The organism is [Micrococcus luteus] ATCC 49442 (assembly GCF_010367585.1).
Taxonomy (GTDB): domain Bacteria; phylum Actinomycetota; class Actinomycetes; order Actinomycetales; family Micrococcaceae; genus Arthrobacter; species Arthrobacter luteus_A.
Genome location: NZ_JAAAXP010000001.1, coordinates 1,021,692 through 1,037,699, shown reverse-complemented (window position 1 = coordinate 1,037,699; position 16,008 = coordinate 1,021,692). Strand labels below are relative to the sequence as shown.

16 protein-coding genes and 2 pseudogenes are annotated in these 16,008 nt (G+C 62.1%); 8 read left to right on the top strand and 10 right to left on the bottom strand.

Going from position 1 to position 16,008, the window contains the following annotated elements:
- Positions 1-306 precede the first annotated feature (306 nt).
- Positions 307-1,014 carry a TetR/AcrR family transcriptional regulator C-terminal domain-containing protein gene (locus tag GUV69_RS04800; RefSeq protein WP_164200239.1) on the bottom strand — a complete coding sequence of 236 codons (708 nt, stop codon included), beginning with the start codon at positions 1,012-1,014 and terminating at the stop codon, positions 307-309.
- A gap of 179 nt (positions 1,015-1,193) precedes the next feature.
- On the opposite strand from GUV69_RS04800, the gene GUV69_RS04795 reads away from it, so the two are divergent.
- From GUV69_RS04795 to GUV69_RS04775, 6 genes and pseudogenes are all read left to right on the top strand, one after another.
- Positions 1,194-1,472: a hypothetical protein gene (locus GUV69_RS04795; protein ID WP_164200237.1), complete on the top strand. Its 279-nt coding sequence runs from the start codon at positions 1,194-1,196 to the stop codon at positions 1,470-1,472.
- A 218-nt stretch (positions 1,473-1,690) separates the two neighbouring features.
- Positions 1,691-1,945, top strand: a complete 255-nt coding sequence (locus GUV69_RS04790) for a hypothetical protein (protein WP_164200235.1) — start codon at positions 1,691-1,693, stop codon at positions 1,943-1,945.
- A 477-nt stretch (positions 1,946-2,422) separates the two neighbouring features.
- On the top strand, positions 2,423-2,581 hold the full coding sequence (locus GUV69_RS04785; protein ID WP_164200233.1) for a hypothetical protein: 159 nt from the start codon (positions 2,423-2,425) through the stop codon (positions 2,579-2,581).
- 150 nt (positions 2,582-2,731) lie between these two features.
- Positions 2,732-3,088: pseudogene (locus tag GUV69_RS23115) on the top strand (acylglycerol kinase family protein); the annotation flags it as partial.
- Positions 3,089-3,356: 268 nt separating this feature from the next.
- Complete coding sequence (locus GUV69_RS23110; protein ID WP_244292918.1) at positions 3,357-3,539, top strand: hypothetical protein; 183 nt, start codon at positions 3,357-3,359, stop codon at positions 3,537-3,539.
- A gap of 40 nt (positions 3,540-3,579) precedes the next feature.
- Entirely contained in the window at positions 3,580-4,401 is an 822-nt protein-coding gene (locus tag GUV69_RS04775; protein ID WP_244292611.1) for an alpha/beta fold hydrolase, read from the top strand.
- 525 nt (positions 4,402-4,926) lie between these two features.
- On the opposite strand, the pseudogene GUV69_RS04770 reads toward GUV69_RS04775, so the two are convergent.
- Positions 4,927-5,499: pseudogene (locus GUV69_RS04770) on the bottom strand (recombinase family protein); the annotation flags it as partial.
- 609 nt (positions 5,500-6,108) lie between these two features.
- Here GUV69_RS04770 and GUV69_RS04765 point away from each other — a divergent pair.
- Positions 6,109-6,522, top strand: a complete 414-nt coding sequence (locus GUV69_RS04765) for a hypothetical protein (protein WP_164200231.1) — start codon at positions 6,109-6,111, stop codon at positions 6,520-6,522.
- 314 nt (positions 6,523-6,836) lie between these two features.
- Here the strand turns inward: GUV69_RS04765 and GUV69_RS04760 are convergent, their stop codons facing one another.
- The 8 genes from GUV69_RS04760 to GUV69_RS04725 form a co-directional block, all read right to left on the bottom strand.
- The gene (locus GUV69_RS04760) at positions 6,837-7,160 is read right to left on the bottom strand and encodes a putative quinol monooxygenase (protein WP_164200229.1); all 324 of its coding nucleotides are present in this window, start codon (positions 7,158-7,160) and stop codon (positions 6,837-6,839) included.
- A gap of 73 nt (positions 7,161-7,233) precedes the next feature.
- Positions 7,234-8,406 carry a levoglucosan dehydrogenase gene (locus GUV69_RS04755; RefSeq protein ID WP_164200227.1) on the bottom strand — a complete coding sequence of 391 codons (1,173 nt, stop codon included), beginning with the start codon at positions 8,404-8,406 and terminating at the stop codon, positions 7,234-7,236.
- Between the two features lie 68 nt (positions 8,407-8,474).
- Positions 8,475-9,290: a sugar phosphate isomerase/epimerase family protein gene (locus GUV69_RS04750; protein ID WP_164200225.1), complete on the bottom strand. Its 816-nt coding sequence runs from the start codon at positions 9,288-9,290 to the stop codon at positions 8,475-8,477.
- Positions 9,287-10,441 carry a Gfo/Idh/MocA family protein gene (locus GUV69_RS04745; RefSeq protein ID WP_164200223.1) on the bottom strand — a complete coding sequence of 385 codons (1,155 nt, stop codon included), beginning with the start codon at positions 10,439-10,441 and terminating at the stop codon, positions 9,287-9,289. Before GUV69_RS04745 ends, GUV69_RS04750 begins: the two co-directional genes overlap by 4 nt.
- Before the next feature lie 6 nt (positions 10,442-10,447).
- Positions 10,448-11,434, bottom strand: a complete 987-nt coding sequence (locus GUV69_RS04740; protein WP_164200221.1) for an ABC transporter permease — start codon at positions 11,432-11,434, stop codon at positions 10,448-10,450.
- Between the two features lie 3 nt (positions 11,435-11,437).
- Positions 11,438-12,943, bottom strand: coding sequence for a sugar ABC transporter ATP-binding protein (locus tag GUV69_RS04735; protein WP_164200219.1), 1,506 nt, complete (start codon positions 12,941-12,943; stop codon positions 11,438-11,440).
- A gap of 53 nt (positions 12,944-12,996) precedes the next feature.
- Positions 12,997-14,133 carry a substrate-binding domain-containing protein gene (locus GUV69_RS04730; RefSeq protein ID WP_244292610.1) on the bottom strand — a complete coding sequence of 379 codons (1,137 nt, stop codon included), beginning with the start codon at positions 14,131-14,133 and terminating at the stop codon, positions 12,997-12,999.
- A 65-nt stretch (positions 14,134-14,198) separates the two neighbouring features.
- Positions 14,199-14,681, bottom strand: coding sequence for a hypothetical protein (locus GUV69_RS04725; protein ID WP_164200214.1), 483 nt, complete (start codon positions 14,679-14,681; stop codon positions 14,199-14,201).
- 213 nt (positions 14,682-14,894) lie between these two features.
- Between GUV69_RS04725 and GUV69_RS04720 the strand changes: the two genes are divergently transcribed.
- Positions 14,895-15,974, top strand: a complete 1,080-nt coding sequence (locus tag GUV69_RS04720; RefSeq protein WP_164200212.1) for a LacI family DNA-binding transcriptional regulator — start codon at positions 14,895-14,897, stop codon at positions 15,972-15,974.
- The last annotated feature ends 34 nt before the right edge of the window (positions 15,975-16,008 follow it).

Here is a 16,008-nt window from a genome sequence, read left to right as displayed (position 1 = left end):
AGTAAGTAGCCTTCCTAAAAAGGTGGGTGGGACGACGAAAGATTCAGTTACCCAGGGTGCTGGCGGCCAATGGCGCCAATGAGCTTTCGTGGACGGCGGGGTCCGGCATCCCCAGCTGCTGCGTCTCTCGCGCGCGCAGCGCCATGTCAGCGGCTAGGAATTCTTCCTGGCGTCCATTCATGAGGCGCTGCCCGTGTCCCCACGTGAACGCCGTCTGACGGAGAGTCTGACGGCTTCAGCCCGGGCACCTTCGCCGGCCTGCCTGTGGCGTTCGCCGGTTGAAGGTCTTGGCCTGGCGGTGCTGTCTTAGGGGGATGGCTGGTGCTGCGGGGTGAGCTGGGTTGCGAGGCCGGAGAGGAGGATGCTGAGTCCCTGGTCGAGTTCGCCGTCGCCGTCGTAGTCGGCCAGGATCGGTCCCAGTGCCCGGAGATGGGGGAAGTCTTTGGCTGGCAGGCGGTGTAGGCCGAGGCGCAGGATGGCTTCGTTTTCTTCCGGGTCCACGATGTATTCCTGGAGTTCGTTCAGGATGTGTCCGTAGAGGAAGCCGTAGTAAGCGCGGTAGACATGCAGGGCCGCTGCCGGGGTGAAGCCGGCCTCGATCAGCAGTGCAAGGATCTGTTCGAGCGGGCGCAGTGTGCCCAGGGGGCGCAAGCCCAATGGGGTGGAGAGCGGCCGGGTGACCAGCAGTGGTACCACGTTGGGGTGGCGCAGGGCCAGGAGTCGGAGATCGTGGGCTATTTTGCGCAGTTGCGCCTGCCAGTCCGGGTCCTCGGGAAGGATGGCCAGTTCGCTGAACACCATTTCGGAGACCCCGTCCAGCAGGGCTGCCCGGTTGGCTGCGTAGCGGTACAGGCTCATGGGATCCCGGTCGAGTTCCTGACCCAGTCGGCGCATGGTGAGGGCGTCCAGGCCCTCCGCGTCCACCAGTGCCAGTGCAGTGGAGAGCACCAGGTCCCTGCTCAGGCGCGGCTTCCGGGCACCTGGTGCGTGGCCGGATTTTTCGGGGGAGGCCATTGGAGTTTCCATCCTTCATCGTTGCGTCGGACCAACCCATTGGAAGATACGTAAGCTTGCTTCTTAAGCAGTCTACGCGTAAAGTCTACGGTGTAGAGAATTTGTCGACATGGTTTTAGTAAAGGGATCAGAGTTTGCATGGCCGCCACGGCCGCTCACACCTTTTATGAGGAGAACCATTGACTACTGCACGCACCCAGAACGACCAGTCCAGCACCGTTCGCAACGCCAACGACATCAAGGTATCGACCCGGACCCTCGAGTTCGCCGTCTATGTCGCCGCGGTCCTCGCCACGATCATCACGGCCGCAGTGGTCGGGGATGACGCCAGTGAGAACGGCGTCGACGTCTTCAACGCCAACGACGCGATGCAATACATTACCTTCCTCACAGTGGGTCTGATGGTGGCCCGCGGCCTGGCCAAGGCCGGCAACCGCGTCCACCACAACAACGCCTAACAAACGCCCTTCCCGCCCTCACGGCGGGAACTGACCGATCCTGGCGCGGCCCCCTTGGGGGGGTGCCGCGCCAGGATCATCCTGTCCCACCCCGCGTAACTATCTGCCGGAGACCCCCCGATGATCCGGCAGTTCGCTCCGTGTCCCGTGCAGGGCATGGAGCTTGAGGCCGCTGTAGCCGAATGGCGACCACCCGCACCCTGTTGAGAAGAGCCACCATGGCACATTCAGAGTTCGACCAGTTCCTCGACGAAGCCACCTACAGCGACCCGGAGTCCGACGCGACTCTTGACGGGGATGCCTTTTATGGCCTGTACACCAGTTGGTGTTACGTATCCCAGACCACGCCGCAGCCGGAGCGCATCTTCCGGGCGGCGATGAGAGAGCGAGTCGGTTCCAGGCGCAAGGGCCTGCGGATGAAGGGCCCGGCAGCCGCGGACTACATCCTGACCAGCTACCAGGCCGTGGTCTGACCAGATTGACCACAACATCGAGCAGTTGCGTTCCCCGGGATGTGTACCAGCCCCGCGGGAAACGCCCCTGGTGCGCAACCTGCGACACCGACCAGTATCTGATGGTGGAATCCCCGGCAGTTGTGGGCTTGCGGACAGGGTCTCTCGCAGTCGCCGTCCGCTGTTCGCAGTGCTGTGTCTCCCGGGTCCTGGACACCACAGCCGACCACGTCGCAGCCTTGCGCTTAGCTAGCAGGAGAACCTGCTTCATCGGTGTGGACGCTACGTTCACTGCGGAGAACCGATGTCTGTGCCCGAACCCCGGGCCCAGACCACCGTGCGGACATTTCCCGCCTCGTCCGACGCCGAAGACTCTCTGGCGGTCTATCTCGCCACCCAGGTCCTACGCTGCCGGTGCGGTTCCAAGTAGAAGTGCCCCGCTGACCCAGCACCAGCCCAACGCCTCACACGGCAAAACAAAAGGTACTCCCCAAAAAAATGATGACCAACAGCCACACGACCCCCGACGCCACACACGCCGCGGGGCAGAAAAGCCCTACCTTTATCGAGGACCTTGACCTCACCCCTGAAGGCCTCGCAGACGCCCCGGCCCATCAACAGGACCCCGAAAGCATCGTCCATACCGGCAACAGTTAAGCACCCTGGGTTGAGCCAGGCCGCCCCCTCAGTTACCGGCCCCCGGTATCCCGCTCACAGCGGGAAGAGGCCGGACGGACGGCAGCACTATCCCCTGATCTGTCCTGGATACCTAACCGGACGGGCACATATCACCCACAGCCACGGCGCATGAAAATCACGGAGCGCACAATGACCACTGCACGGACTTTTGACTCAATAGTCATCATCTTCAACCCCAACAGCACCGGGGACGCCCCCAAACTCGCCGAGGACCTGCGGTCCCGGCTCGCAGCGCTTCTTCCCTACGCCGCTGACATCTCGCTGCAACCCACAGATCACGCAGGCCACGCCGTCGATCTGGCCCGGGAGACTGCCCGTGGCAGCCGGGACGTGCTGGTTGTCTCGGTCAGCGGGGACGGGGGCTACAACGAGGTCATCAACGGCGTCATGCAGGCCGGTAATCCAAACGCGGTATGCGCGGTGATGGCCGCCGGGAATGCCAACGACCACCGGCGGACCACCGGCACAGCGCCGCTTGAGGAAGCCATCGCGGGCGGCAACGTACGCCACATCGACCTCCTGCGGATCCGGACAGGCAACGGGGAGGACGCCGCTGCTGAGTACGCGCACTCCTACATCGGGTTCGGCCTGACACCCGTCATGGCCATCGACCTTGAAAAAGGCAGCAAAGGCGCCCTGAAGGAACTGCTCTGCCACCCTCAGCGAAGCCGACGACAAGCTCGCCGACGGCCAATTCGAAGTCATCACCTTCCCGCACCGGCCAAAGTGGCGGGTGCTGCTGACCGCGCTGAGGGCAACCACCCAGGGCCTTGGCGACCAACCGAGCGTCAGCAGCTACCGGTTCACCACCCTCAAACCCATCCCGTATCAAATCGACGGCGAAGTGAAGTCCGTCGACCCGAAGACGCCGGTCACCATCGAATGCGCGCCAGCCGCCCTCGCCGCGCTGGGGTAACTTCAGGACGAAACAGTTGGCCAGAATGAAAGGAAAGCCGGTGAAAGCCGCAAGCGACAAAATAGATAAAGCAGAACCGGAATCAGTCGGAGGGGTGCTGTCCTGGATGCGCCAGCCGCTGACACCGAGGATCGTCACGACGGCGGGCCTGACCTCGCACGTGCACTTTCTGGCTGGACCTGCGGATGCTTCAGGTCCGGTCTTTGTGTTGCTTCACGGCATCGGGATGTCCCACCGCTACTACCGCAGGCTCCAGATCCTCCTCGCCCAGCACGGGGACACTTACTCCATCGACCTGCCCGGTTTCGGCGCAACGCCCAGACCCGGCTGGCAGCTCAGCGTCCCTGATTACGCCGATATCATCGCTGCAACACTCCAAAAGATGGGTGCCACCCGCGTCGTGGTGATCGGGCATTCAATGGGAACCCAGTTCGCGACCGAGCTCGCTATTCAGCACCCGGACCTGGTCTCCCACGTCGTGCTCCTGGGCCCGGTTGTCGATTCGGCGCGCCGCACAATCCGTCAGCAATCCCTGGCCTTAGGCCTTGATTCGCTGATGGAAAGCCCAGTGGGCAACGCGATAGTTTTCACCGACTACGCCCGCTCCGGGCTGCGCTGGTACCTCACCGAACTGCCCGTCATGATGTCCTACGACCTCGAAGCGCGCCTGGGGATAGTGAGCCAACCCGTTCTGGTCATCCGCGGTTCACGAGATCCGGTAGCGCCGCGGCCCTGGTGCGAAAAACTGGCCGCCACCGCCCCGCACGGGCGCTTCCTGGAAATACCCGGCAAACCGCACCTCGTCCAGCACGGTGCGGCTACCCATACCGCCGCCGGCATCCTCGCCCTCACCCGCACCTAGAAGATGTCGGTACCAAAGGTCGGTCGTCCCGCTAGATAGCCTGGCTGGCCACCAGCCGTAAAGGAGGGCATGCTGGACAGGAGGACAGCGAAAAATCGGTCAAGCCGACGGCTCGGATTCGTGACACTCAGGTGCTGCTCACCAGCAGTTCACCAACCCTGTCGGGCCGTTACGCAGTCAGCGGCTTTGATGGGCTGGCTTGGCCCTTCGGCACAAACTGCCGGCTGATTGAGTCCGCTATGGAGCTTCCAGACCGCAATCTTTCTGCCAGGGAAACTCGCGCGGCAACCCACACCGCGGCATGCGACGCGGTGTGCTGCGGACCGCGTTCTGATCCAGGGCGGCTGACCGCATAAGCAATGCCAATGCCGACCTCTCCGCGCTCATCAAAGGCGAAAAAGCGTTTTGTTGAGAACACGCATGTGAGAAACATTGATTGGGACGAGGAACGTCGCGGAACTGCCGGTGTGAATTACAGCGGTAAATGGCGGTCTTCTTGCGGCGCCAAATGTCGCTCTGCTGGTCCGTAAGTTCTCGTGACCGCCTATAGAAGGTTGCTCGGACATTCCGGTATCTCTCGGGCAAACCTGCGCTGCGGGCTCGCCACCTTTGACCAGTCGAACAGTGCTTCGAATCTGACTTGCGGTAACCCGGCGGGGCCGCCCGCCAAGGTCCTTCCCGGCTTCTCTTCTCTTGCTGATGGATTCCGTGACACGTTCGCGCTTGATGCCGTGTTCCATCTGCGCGAGGGCGGCCATGACCGTGACCAACATTCACCCCATCGGCGTCGCGGTCTCGACATCGCCTCCGCCGAGATTCAGGACTCGCAGGCCGGCATCCCCCTTCGGAGCCCATCTGCAAAGGCGAGCATGTTTGGGTGGATCGCCCAAACCGGTCCGAGGTTGTGATGACGAGGGTGTCGCCCTCTATCTGCGCATCGAGAGCCCGGTCGAACTGTGGTCCTGACGCGCGTGCTCCGGAGACGCCGTGGTCGATGTAGAGGGTATCGTGGCGGACGCTGGCGGCCAGCAAGTCACGCTGTCGGTCGGTGGACTGCTGCCGCCTGGAAAATCCCGCGTAGCCAACAAGTTTCTTCACTGTTATGAGAATCGCCGGGCGCGAAAAGGTCCGCGTGATCTCACAGGAACCAGGGTCTTGCCGACGCGAGTGTTGGTCGCTGAATGAAACGTCTCATTTCCCAAGCGAGACAAGACAATCCGGGGGAGTCATGCGGCATATAGCAATTACAGAACGCCGCCATTTAGCGGCAACCTCCACAGCGGTTTTCCGCAGATGGATGCCCGTTTGCAACAGGTCGCTTCGAACAGCAGGATTTTTAAATCAACCTGTTCTTGAAATTCTTTCGTTTCTGAGAAATGCCTCTGAGACCACATGACGCTCACGGGTAACGTCCACTGCAACGACGACCCATGTAGCGAGAAGCAGGTTCAGCATGCGCGACCCGTTGGCTCCGCGGCAGTTCGTCCTGGCGCGGAACCTCGAGGCGGGCTAGGCCTTTGTCCACGGCGAGAGCGGCAGATACTGGACTGCCTTGGCAGACGCTGACACCAATATGCGCGGGCACACCCGCACCGGTGAGCTGCCGCCGACGGCGGGCAGGCACACACGCCAACATGCCGGCCGTGAAAAGAAACGCCGCTAGCATTGGGGTTGCCCCGGCTGGGCAAGAAAGAGAGGGATGTGCGGGTGGGATTTCATCGCTGCGCCACAGCAGCTGTCTTGATGGGGGTTGCGCTCACCCTAGCGGCCTGTGAGCGTCCATTCACACGTGATGACGCTCGCGCAGTCCCGCACTCCGCCATCCAGGTCGGCGAGTATCGAGACAAGGACTGGGAGTACGTCGATGAGGACGGCGCGACTCAAAAGCTCAAACGGTGCGAAGACAACAGCGTCTGGAATACCGCCTACCGCTGTACTTCTCCTGATGGCACCGTTGAACTCACCTTCAATCAAGGTAGGCGCGGGATGTCGAACGTCATTCTCCACACCGATGACGAGGATGTGTCGCTCGACTGCATCAACGACGGATCCGGGGGCCAGCTAAGGCTCTGCATGCCGATTTCGATCACGCCGGGGTCGACCAAGACGCCCGCCAACTGAATCCCGCACCACACTCCGCGTGGCGCCGACACGCGTGCGTGGGAGCAGCACTACCGTGCGAGAGATCAATGACCACCTGCTTGTGAACCCTGGTGACCCGGCGCCGCCAAACCACCTTCGACAGGATGACCGTGATCCTCGGCGACGTCCTAGAGCAAGTGCAGACGAGTGTGACATTCCGTGCAGACGAGTTCGCAAACTGACAGGAGTAGGGGAAACCGTCACGGCGGCCCTATTCTGACGATGCTTGAGCGGCTGCCTGACGTTAGGTTTGGGTGTACCCGAATCTGTCCGGCCCCTCCGGGCCTTTAGGTTCAGGTGAGAGGCGTAAGCAGGGTGATGGCGAACGGCACGGCCAATAGCTGGTCCACTTCCTTCACGAACTCCTTTACATGGCCTTCTTGGTTGTGGGTTTCGAGGTCCTCGTTACGGGCCCAGCCTTCGAAGAGGATGAAGGTGCCGGGTCGCTGCCCGTCGGAGAAGACGGTGTATTCCAGGCATCCTGGGTCTTTTCGGCTTCGTGTCTGCAGGGTGTGGAGGGCTTCTTGGAGGTCAGCTTCGTGCCCTGCCTTGGCGATGAAGACTGGCATTAGCCAGACTTCTGCCGCCTCCTGGCGGGTTGGGAGGGGATTGGGCATCTTTGTGTCTTCCTTGGCGGATGGTCCGGGGATTTTGGGAGGGACGGCTTTTCGCCGTCCCTCCCGAAGAAGATCAATCGGTGATCTGTGGAACTTCGACCCATGCGTCTTTTGCGGCGGATTCGACGATCGCGTCGTCGATGAGGGCGACCTGGTAGCCGTCTGCGAAGTTGGGGCTTACGGTGCCGCCTTCAGCGATGGCCTTGAAGAAGTCGTACGCTTCGATGATCTTCGTTTCCCCGTAGCCAATGCCCAGAGCTGGAATGGGCCAGAGCCCTTCGCCGTAGGGGTGGGCCGGGCCGGTGTACACGGTGCGGAAACCGCGGCGGTCGGCCTGGTCGGAAGCGAAGCAGACCTGCAGCTCATCGCGGCGTTCGTAGTTGAAGACGATGCTGCCTTCGGTTCCGTGGATTTCGAAAGTGATGTGGTTGTTCCTTCCGTGCGCGTTGCGTGTCGCCTCAACGGATCCCACGGCTCCGTTTGCGAAGCGGATCATCGTCATAACTTCATCGTCAACATCAACCTTGCCCCGCGGGCCCTCTCCACCCCGCACCGTCCCAAGTGCGTCAGCTCCGGCTGTCTGCAGCGGCCGTTCCGGAATCCAGGTGGAGAGAACGGCGTTGACGGCGCTGAACTCTCCGACGAGGTAGCGGGCCATGTCGAAGACATGCGTGGCGATGTCGCCGAGGGCGCCGGAACCTGCAATCGATTTCTGGAAGCGCCATGACAGCGGGGAGTTGGGGTCGGCGCTCCAGTCCTGGAGGTAGGTTCCGCGGAAGCTGAGGATTTGGCCGATTGCCCCTTCTTCGATGTATTTCTTTGCGAGGGCAACTGCGGGCGTGCGCCGGTAGTTGAAGGCGACCATGTGGACGATGTTCTTGTCTTTGACCGCGTCGTACATGGCCTTGGACTCTTCGCCTGTGCGTGCGAGGGGTTTTTCGCAGATGATGTGTTTGCCTGCTTCGGCGGCGGCGATGGCAATCTCGGCGTGAAGGTGATTCGGGGTTGCGATGTCCACGACGTGGATGTCTGGGTCCTCGATGATGCTGCGCCAGTCTGAGGTGGAGTTTTCAAAGCCGAAGCGGCGGGCCGCTTCGGCTGCCAGTTCGGGGTTGGCCTCTGCGATGACTTTGCGGACCGGGAGGGCCGGTGCCGGCCAGAAGAACATGGGCATGGCGGCGTAGGCAAGGGAGTGGGCTTTGCCCATGAAACCGCCACCGATGAGGCCGACGTTGAGGTTCTGCATGTGAATTGGGTTCCTTTCGGAAAAGGCGGGAGTCGCCGAGGCCGGCTCTCCCTGGTGGTCAAATTTGGTTAGAGGAGTTTCTCGAGGTACTTCTTGCTGATTTCGGCAGCTTCGCGGGGATCGCCGTCGTAGCCGTCGAGTTCGACCATGAGCCAGCTGTCGTATCCGCTTTCCCGGATTGCGGCGATGATGTCCGGGAAGTCGAGTTCGCCCTGGCCCAGCGGGAGGAAAGTAGACGGGTCCTGCTGGAAGTCCTTGAGATGGACATGGCGGATTCTGTCGGGGTATTTCCGGATGACTGCGGCCGGGTCTGCTCCGCCGGCGGCAAGGTGGGCGGTGTCCGGGCAGAAGCCGATCCGGGTGAGCGGCATGAGTCTGTCCAGCTCGTCGGGGCTTTCCACGATGGTGCTCAGGTGCGGATGGTAGCTTGCTGACAGCCCGAAGCCTTCTGCGATGTCCGTGACCCTGTCAAGCGCGTCGCCGAGGCGGTGGTAGTCCTCGTCGGTGGTTCCGGCCGCGCGCCGTGCTCCACCTCCGACGACGAGTCGTTCAGCTCCGAAGTTCGCGGCCAATTCGGCAGCGCGATGGATCCGGTGGAGTTCGTCGGGAAGGATGTCGGCATAGATGAAGTTGGCGCCGGTATAAACGCTTGTCAGGGAGACCCCGGAGCTGTTCAGGATCTCTGTGAGCTCCTCGGGCTTTTCCGCGTATTCCGCAAGGTTGCCGTCGAACATTTCAACGCCTTCGTAGCCGACAGATGCGATGTCGCGGACGGCGTCACGCATGGATCCGTGGGTTAGGTAGAAGAGGTCTTTGACGCTTGTCACGCCTTGGGGGTGGCCGACGACGCCGCCCCAGGTGATGGAACAGTAACCAAGTTTCATTGCTTCTGCCTTTCAACTGCTGAAGGAAGGTTGGAAAGATTAGAGGGGGTTATGAGTCCGGGGACGTCGACCCACACCTGCTGGGCGGCGGAGGTAACGAGTGCGTCAGTGAGTCGGGCTGCCCGGAGTCCGTCCCGAAAGGTAGGCAGCCCTTCGGGTTCTTGTCCCTGGACTGCCGCATAGGTGTCTGCGACAAAGGCGTTGAAGCTGTCCTGGTACCCCTGGGGATGGCCCGGTGGGAGCATGGAATAGCGCCTGCCGCCCGGGGTCGAAAGCGTCTGTGGCCCTACGGGGATGTCGGTACTGGAATCCGAGCGTCCGATATGCAGGGTGTCTGGTCGCTCCTGGTTGAAGCTGAATGATGCTTCGGTTCCATCGAAGGAGAACCACAGGCGGTTCTTGCGGCCCGGGCTGACCTGGCTGACCACCAGGGAGCCGGTGGCTCCCTCGTCGGTCTCGAACAGGAGTGTCGCCCCGTCCTCGGTGGCCACCGAGGACAGCTGGCCGTGGGTTTCGCGCTGCTCATAGGCCCGGCTCGTCCTTGCAATGAGCCTCGTGATGCGGTGTCCGGTTGTGAACTCCATCAGGTCGCACCAGTGCACGCCGATGTCACCGAATGCCCTGGACGCGCCTCCGAGCGTCGAATCGACCCGCCAGTTCGTCGCTTCTGCGCCGGCCAGCCAGTCCTGCAGGTACGAGCCGTGCAGGAGCCAGAGGCGTCCGGCGTCGCCGCGGGCGATGCGGTCACGCGCTTCGCGAACGGCCGGATAGAACCTGTAGACGAAGGGCACGGCCGTGACGACACCCGCCCTTTCGGCAAGGTCTGTCAGCTCAACGGCGTCTTCAACGCTGGTGGCGAGGGGCTTCTCGCAGACTACGGCTTTCCCGGCGGCGATGGCCTTGCGGGCGAGGTCTGCGTGAGTGGCGTTGGGGGTGCAGATGTGGACAACGTCCACGTCGTCCCGTCCAATCAGCGCCTCAGGAGATTCGGCCGCGGTCCGGGCACCGAGGCCGGCGGCTGCGGCCTCCCCGGATGCCTGGCTGCTTCCGGCGACTACAGTGACTTCGCCCCCTGCTGCGCGGACGGCGTGCGCGTGGACGGAGCCCATGAATCCTGTGCCGATGATTCCGGCACGCAATTTTGCGGTCATACGGTTTTACTTCTTCCGGGCGAGAGCGACGGCGAGGATGATGATGGCGCCGCGGACCACTTGCTGCTGGCTGCTGTCGAGACCTGCCAGGATCAGTCCGTTGTTGATTAGGCCGATCAGCAGGGCCCCGAAAAGAGTGCCGACGATTGAGCCGAATCCGCCGAAGAGGCTGGTTCCACCCAGGATGACCGCGGCGATTGCGGAGAGTTCGTCGCCGGCTCCCCACTGGAACCGGCCTGACTGGAGGCGGCCGGCGTACAGCATTCCGGCGACGCTGGCGGCCATGCCCGAGATGAGGAGCACCTGGAATTTGATGCGCTTGGTGTTGATGCCGGTGAAGTCTGCGGCGTTGCGGTTGCCGCCGGTGGCCAGGACCTGCCGGCCGAACCGGGTCCGGTTCAGTACGACTGCGCCGATGGCGACGAAGATGGCGCTCCAGACGACAAGGCCAGGAACGGGGCCGAAGTTGCCGGATCCGAACAGCATGTTGAACGTATCGTTCAGGATCGGTTGCGGCGCGGAGGCGGTGATCCACTGGGCCACGCCGACAGCTATCCCCAGCATGCCGAGGGTCACCAGAAAGGAGGGGATGCCAAGGAGGCTGACTAGGGCACCGTTGATTGATCCGACCACGAGCCCGACGGCGAGGCCGGCAAGGATTCCGGGGATCAGGCCCCATTGGGAGAGGACCATCGCGGTGCAGACACTGGAGAGGCCAGCCACGGATCCGACGCTCAGGTCGATCTCCGCGCAGGCGATCACGTATGTCATCCCTACTGCCATGACGGTAATGGTGGCTGTCTGCCGGAAGATGTTCAGCAGGTTGTTCGGCGACATGAAGCCCTGGTCGCGCAGGAGAATTGCGAAGAATAGGAAGACGACGACGAAGCCGATGTAAATGACGTAGCGTCGCCAGTCAAGTTCTTTTAGGATGGTGCCGATATGACGGGGTGCCGCGGTGTCCCGGGGCGCGATGGTGTTTGCCTTGCTCACTGTTCAGACTCCCTGGACTGCAAGTTGGAGATATTCCTCGTCAGCGATCTCGCTGCGGGGGATGTCGCGGATGATGGAGCCGTCCCTGAGGACGAGGACGCGGTCGCTGACCGCGAGTAATTCGGGGTACTCGGAGGAGATGACAATGACGGCTTTGCCGGCATTGGCCAACTCACGGATCATGTCCAAAATTTCGCTTTTGGTGCCGATGTCAACGCCGGCCGTTGGCTCGTCCAGAATCAGGATGTCCGGATCGGTGCCCAGCCACTTGGCGATGACCACCTTCTGCTGGTTACCGCCCGAGAGCAGCCGCACCGGCCGGTGGGGATGGGCGACTTTTACTGCGAACCTCTTGATGAGTGACGAGGACAATTCTTTGCCTTTGGCGCCATTCAGGAGGGGCCCGCGCTGAATCTGCCCGAGCAGCGGCAGCAGCAGGTTGTCCTGGACGGAGTGTTCCAGGACGAGACCTTGGGCCCTACGGTCCTCCGGGATGAGGGCGACGCCGGCATTGATGGCCTGCTGTGGAGAGGCGAGAGTGACCTTTTTGCCTCGAAGCAGGACTTCACCGCTGTCCACTTTGTCAATGCCGAAGAGCGCGCGGGCAAGCTCGGTGCGTCCGCTGCCCATGAGTCCTGCCAGGCCGAGGATCTCGCCGGGCCGGAGCGCGAAAGAAACGTCCCGGACCCGGCGGCCGGCGTTGAGCCCGCGGACTTCCAGAAGGGGTGCCACGTCAGGGGCCACCTGACGGGCACGATACGAAAGCTGGCCCTCGATCTTTTTGCCAACGATCCCTTCTACGATCTGCTCGGGAGTGACGTTCGTGAGCGGCTCGGTAAGGAGGTGGCGGCCGTCGCGAAGGATGGTGATGCGATCTGCGAGCCTGTACACCTCGTCCATGCGGTGGGAGATGTAAATGATTGAGATGCCGCGCTGCTTAAGGCGGTCAATCAGTTCGAAGAGGGCTTCGGACTCATGTCGGGCCAAACTAGCAGTCGGCTCGTCCATGATCAGCACTGTGGCGTTCTGTGCGAGGGCCTTGGCGATCTCGGTCAGCTGCCAGTATGCGGTGCCGAGACGCGAGACCTCAGCCCGGGGATCGACGTGGACCTCCATCTCGGCGAAGACTTCCGTGGCCCGCCTCACCGCGGCGCGGTCATCGATGAGCCCGCCCGCGCCGAGCGGTTCAACACCGAGGAAGATGTTCTGCGCAACGGTCAGGCTCGGTACGAGGCTGAATTCCTGAAAGACCATTCCGATCCCGGCGGCCTTCGCGTCGTGGATCGAGTTGATGGCGGCCGGTTTGCCTCCGATGAGGATCTCGCCTGCATCGGCCTGGTAGACGCCCTGGAGAATCTTCATAAGCGTGGACTTCCCGGCCCCGTTACCGCCTGCCAGAGCGTGGACCTCGCCCCGGCGGACGTCGAAGCTGACATCCTTCAGCACGGAAACTCCGTTGAAGCCCTTGGAAATCGCGCGCATCTCGACGACATTGTCTGCGGTGTTCATTGTTGCCCTTTCGGCGCGGTGCGGGGGCGGAACCCCCGCACCGTCGGGTCTGGCTACTGCTTGTAGGACTCCTGAATGTCCTTCGGGGCGTCTTCGTGGTAGACCTGCTTCCAGGCTTCCAGGACGTTGGTGTGGTCAACCGGGAGGGCACTCAGCGCCACATATGCCGGCGCTTCCTTACCGATGAGCGCCCCTGCGGCCAGCCGTGCCTCGGTCACACCCTGGTCGAACGGAACCTGGGCACCGAGGCCGACGATGAGTTCGTCTTTGGCTAAGGCGATGGCAACATTCTTGCCGAGGTCCTCTGTGGCGATTTTCAAATCCGGTCGGCCGGCGGCACGGGCTGCAGCCATGACACCTTCTGCCGGGACGTCCCACACCGCCCAGATGCCGGACAGGTCGGGATACTTGCTCAGCATGGCGTTAGCAGCAGCTTGGGCATCTCCAGCGAAGTCCGGGCCAGCGATCCCTTTTTCCTCGACGATCTGAATATCCGGGTATTCCTTCGTAATCGTGTCCTTGAATCCTTCGTGGCGCTGCTTGGTGACAAAGAAGTCGGCTTGGTGGAAGACAAGGCCGATCTTGCCCTTGCCACCGAGCGCTTTGGCCATCTGGTGGGCGGAGACGACGCCGTTGCCGTAGTTGTCAGCAGAGACAACGGAGACGTAGTCCTGGCCGGCAGTCAACCCCTGAGGGACGTTGTCCATGAAGACGAGCTTCGTGCCGGCAGCAGCAACTTTCTTGTATGCGGAGGCCGTGGCAACCGGGTCCGTGGGGATGGACACGATGATGTCCGGATCCTGCGTCATGACAGTCTCGAGGTCCGAGACCTGCTTGTCCGGCTTAAAGTTCGCATCGGTTGTGGCGATGACCTTGATGCCGAGCTTTTCGAATTCGCTTTTAAGTCCGTTGACTTGGGCCGTGGCCCAGTCGTTGCCGCCGTAGTGCATCACGATTGCTGCTTCGGCGTTGAGTCCTTTGACCTTCTCGATCTCTTCGGGCGTCAAATCTGCAACGGACGCCGGCGAGGGCGTTTCTCCATTGGGACCCTTACTCAGGACCTGTCCCGTGATCTTGTCGAGGGCCTGTTGAGCTTTTGCGGAGACGCCGGCGTCAGGAGCGTTTGAGGTGGCCGTTGTCGAACTGCTGCAGGAGGCGACCGAAAGTGACAGGACAGCTGCCAAGGCCATAAGGGGAAGCCTGCGGATCATCATTGTTCTCCAGTGCTTTGAGGTAGGTGGTTGGTTGGGATGGATCAGGCCAGGGCTATGGCCAGCGACGGGGGAATCGGGGACAGGACGAGGCCACCGGCGGCTGAGGCCGAACGGATGGCCCTGGCCTTATCTGAAGCCCGCAGGAGCGCATGTGCATGCTCCTTGTTGATGAACAGGCCCAGGGAACACAGCCCATAGTGGGTATGAACCCAGTTCATTGCCGCGCCTGCCGCTTTGGTCATGTCACCGCCAGCTTCGGCAGCCTGACTGTCCACCGTGGACACCGATGCGCCCCCGCCAGCATGGTCAACGGTGATGACCATGCTGGCCCAAAGGAAGTTGTCATCGAAGACGCAGACAACGGCCGAGGAGCCGGCGGCGACGAAGGTTCGGACAGCTACGGCGAGATCATCGACTGCTTCCTCCGTGAGGAGCAGGGCCAGATTCGACCACTGCCCCGGGTGGATTATTCGACTCCGGAAACGGGAATCGAGCGCAAGTACGTCTGCAACAGTGCCAGGCATTTCCGCTCTTTCCTCGTTGAATGAATGCGTTCGTAAACGCTAACGTAAGTACCGTGAACGTTTACGGAATTATCGTAAACGTTTACGGCGATAGGTGTCAAACCTCACATCAGTCATACGCGAAGGCAGTCGGCAGGACCCGCCAACGTAGGATTAGGACGCACGAAGTCCGCCGCCGGCCGTCGGTGCGGGCAGCGCGAGACAGGAGAGAGCATGGCAGACGCTGAAATCCCGGGTGGGGCGAACGGACGTCTTCCGGAGGTTTCGTTACGCCGAAAACCCACTATCAACGATGTGGCCCACATCGCCGGGGTTTCGTTTGGGACTGTCTCCCGGGTACTCAACAATGCGCCGGACGTCAGTGCCGCAACCCGTCAGCGGGTTTTGCAGGTCATTCAGGACATAGGGTACCGCCGGAACAGGGCAGCGACTGCGCTGGTGACCAGCCGCTCGACGTCCATCGGGATACTTTCGGACGGCTCCCCGCGGTTCGGTCCGGTCGGGACACTCATGGCCCTTGAGAACGTTGCGCGGAAGAAGGGGTATGCCACAACCGTCATCAGTGTGGACCAACCCTATGCAGAGTCCGTGCAGCCCGCCCTGGACACCCTCGATGACATCGGTGTTGGGGGAATCATCGTCATTGCACCTTTGGTGGATATGGCAGCGGCCGTCTGGAATGCCTCATGCCGTGTGCCGGTGGAGATGATCGCCGCAGGTGCATCATCGACCCCAAACGTCTTCACATACTCGGAAAACCAGGAGCTCGGAGCACGGCTGGCCACCCAGCATCTCATTGACCTGGGCCACACAGACATCGCCCACATCGCCGGCTCAATGGACTGGTTCGACGGACGGGTCCGCAAGCGCGGCTGGGAGGCTGCGCTTCGCGACGCCGGGCTTTCACCAGGCCTGTGCCTCGAGGGCGACTGGAGCCCTCGCTGGGCCTACGAAACCGGGCTCCGGCTGGTCCGCGAGGACAGGGTTCCCCAGGCCATCTTCGCGGCCAGCGACCACACCGCCCTTGGGCTTATACGCGCGTTCGCTGAAAGTGGTGTCCGCGTCCCGGAGGATGTGAGTGTCGTCGGCTTCGACGACATCGAAGGCTCAGACTATTTCCTGCCGCCCCTGACCACTGTGCGCCAGGACTTCACCGCCTTGGCGCTCATGAGCGTGGAAGTGCTTATCGGGGCGATGGAGGGGCGGGAGGTAGACCGCACCCCGATCGCACCGACACTTGTTGTACGCAACAGCTCCACCCGCGCTACGCCCCTCAAGTCCTGGGAGGCGTAGCAGTTCAGAACCCTTGCGTGCATCTTCACCACTG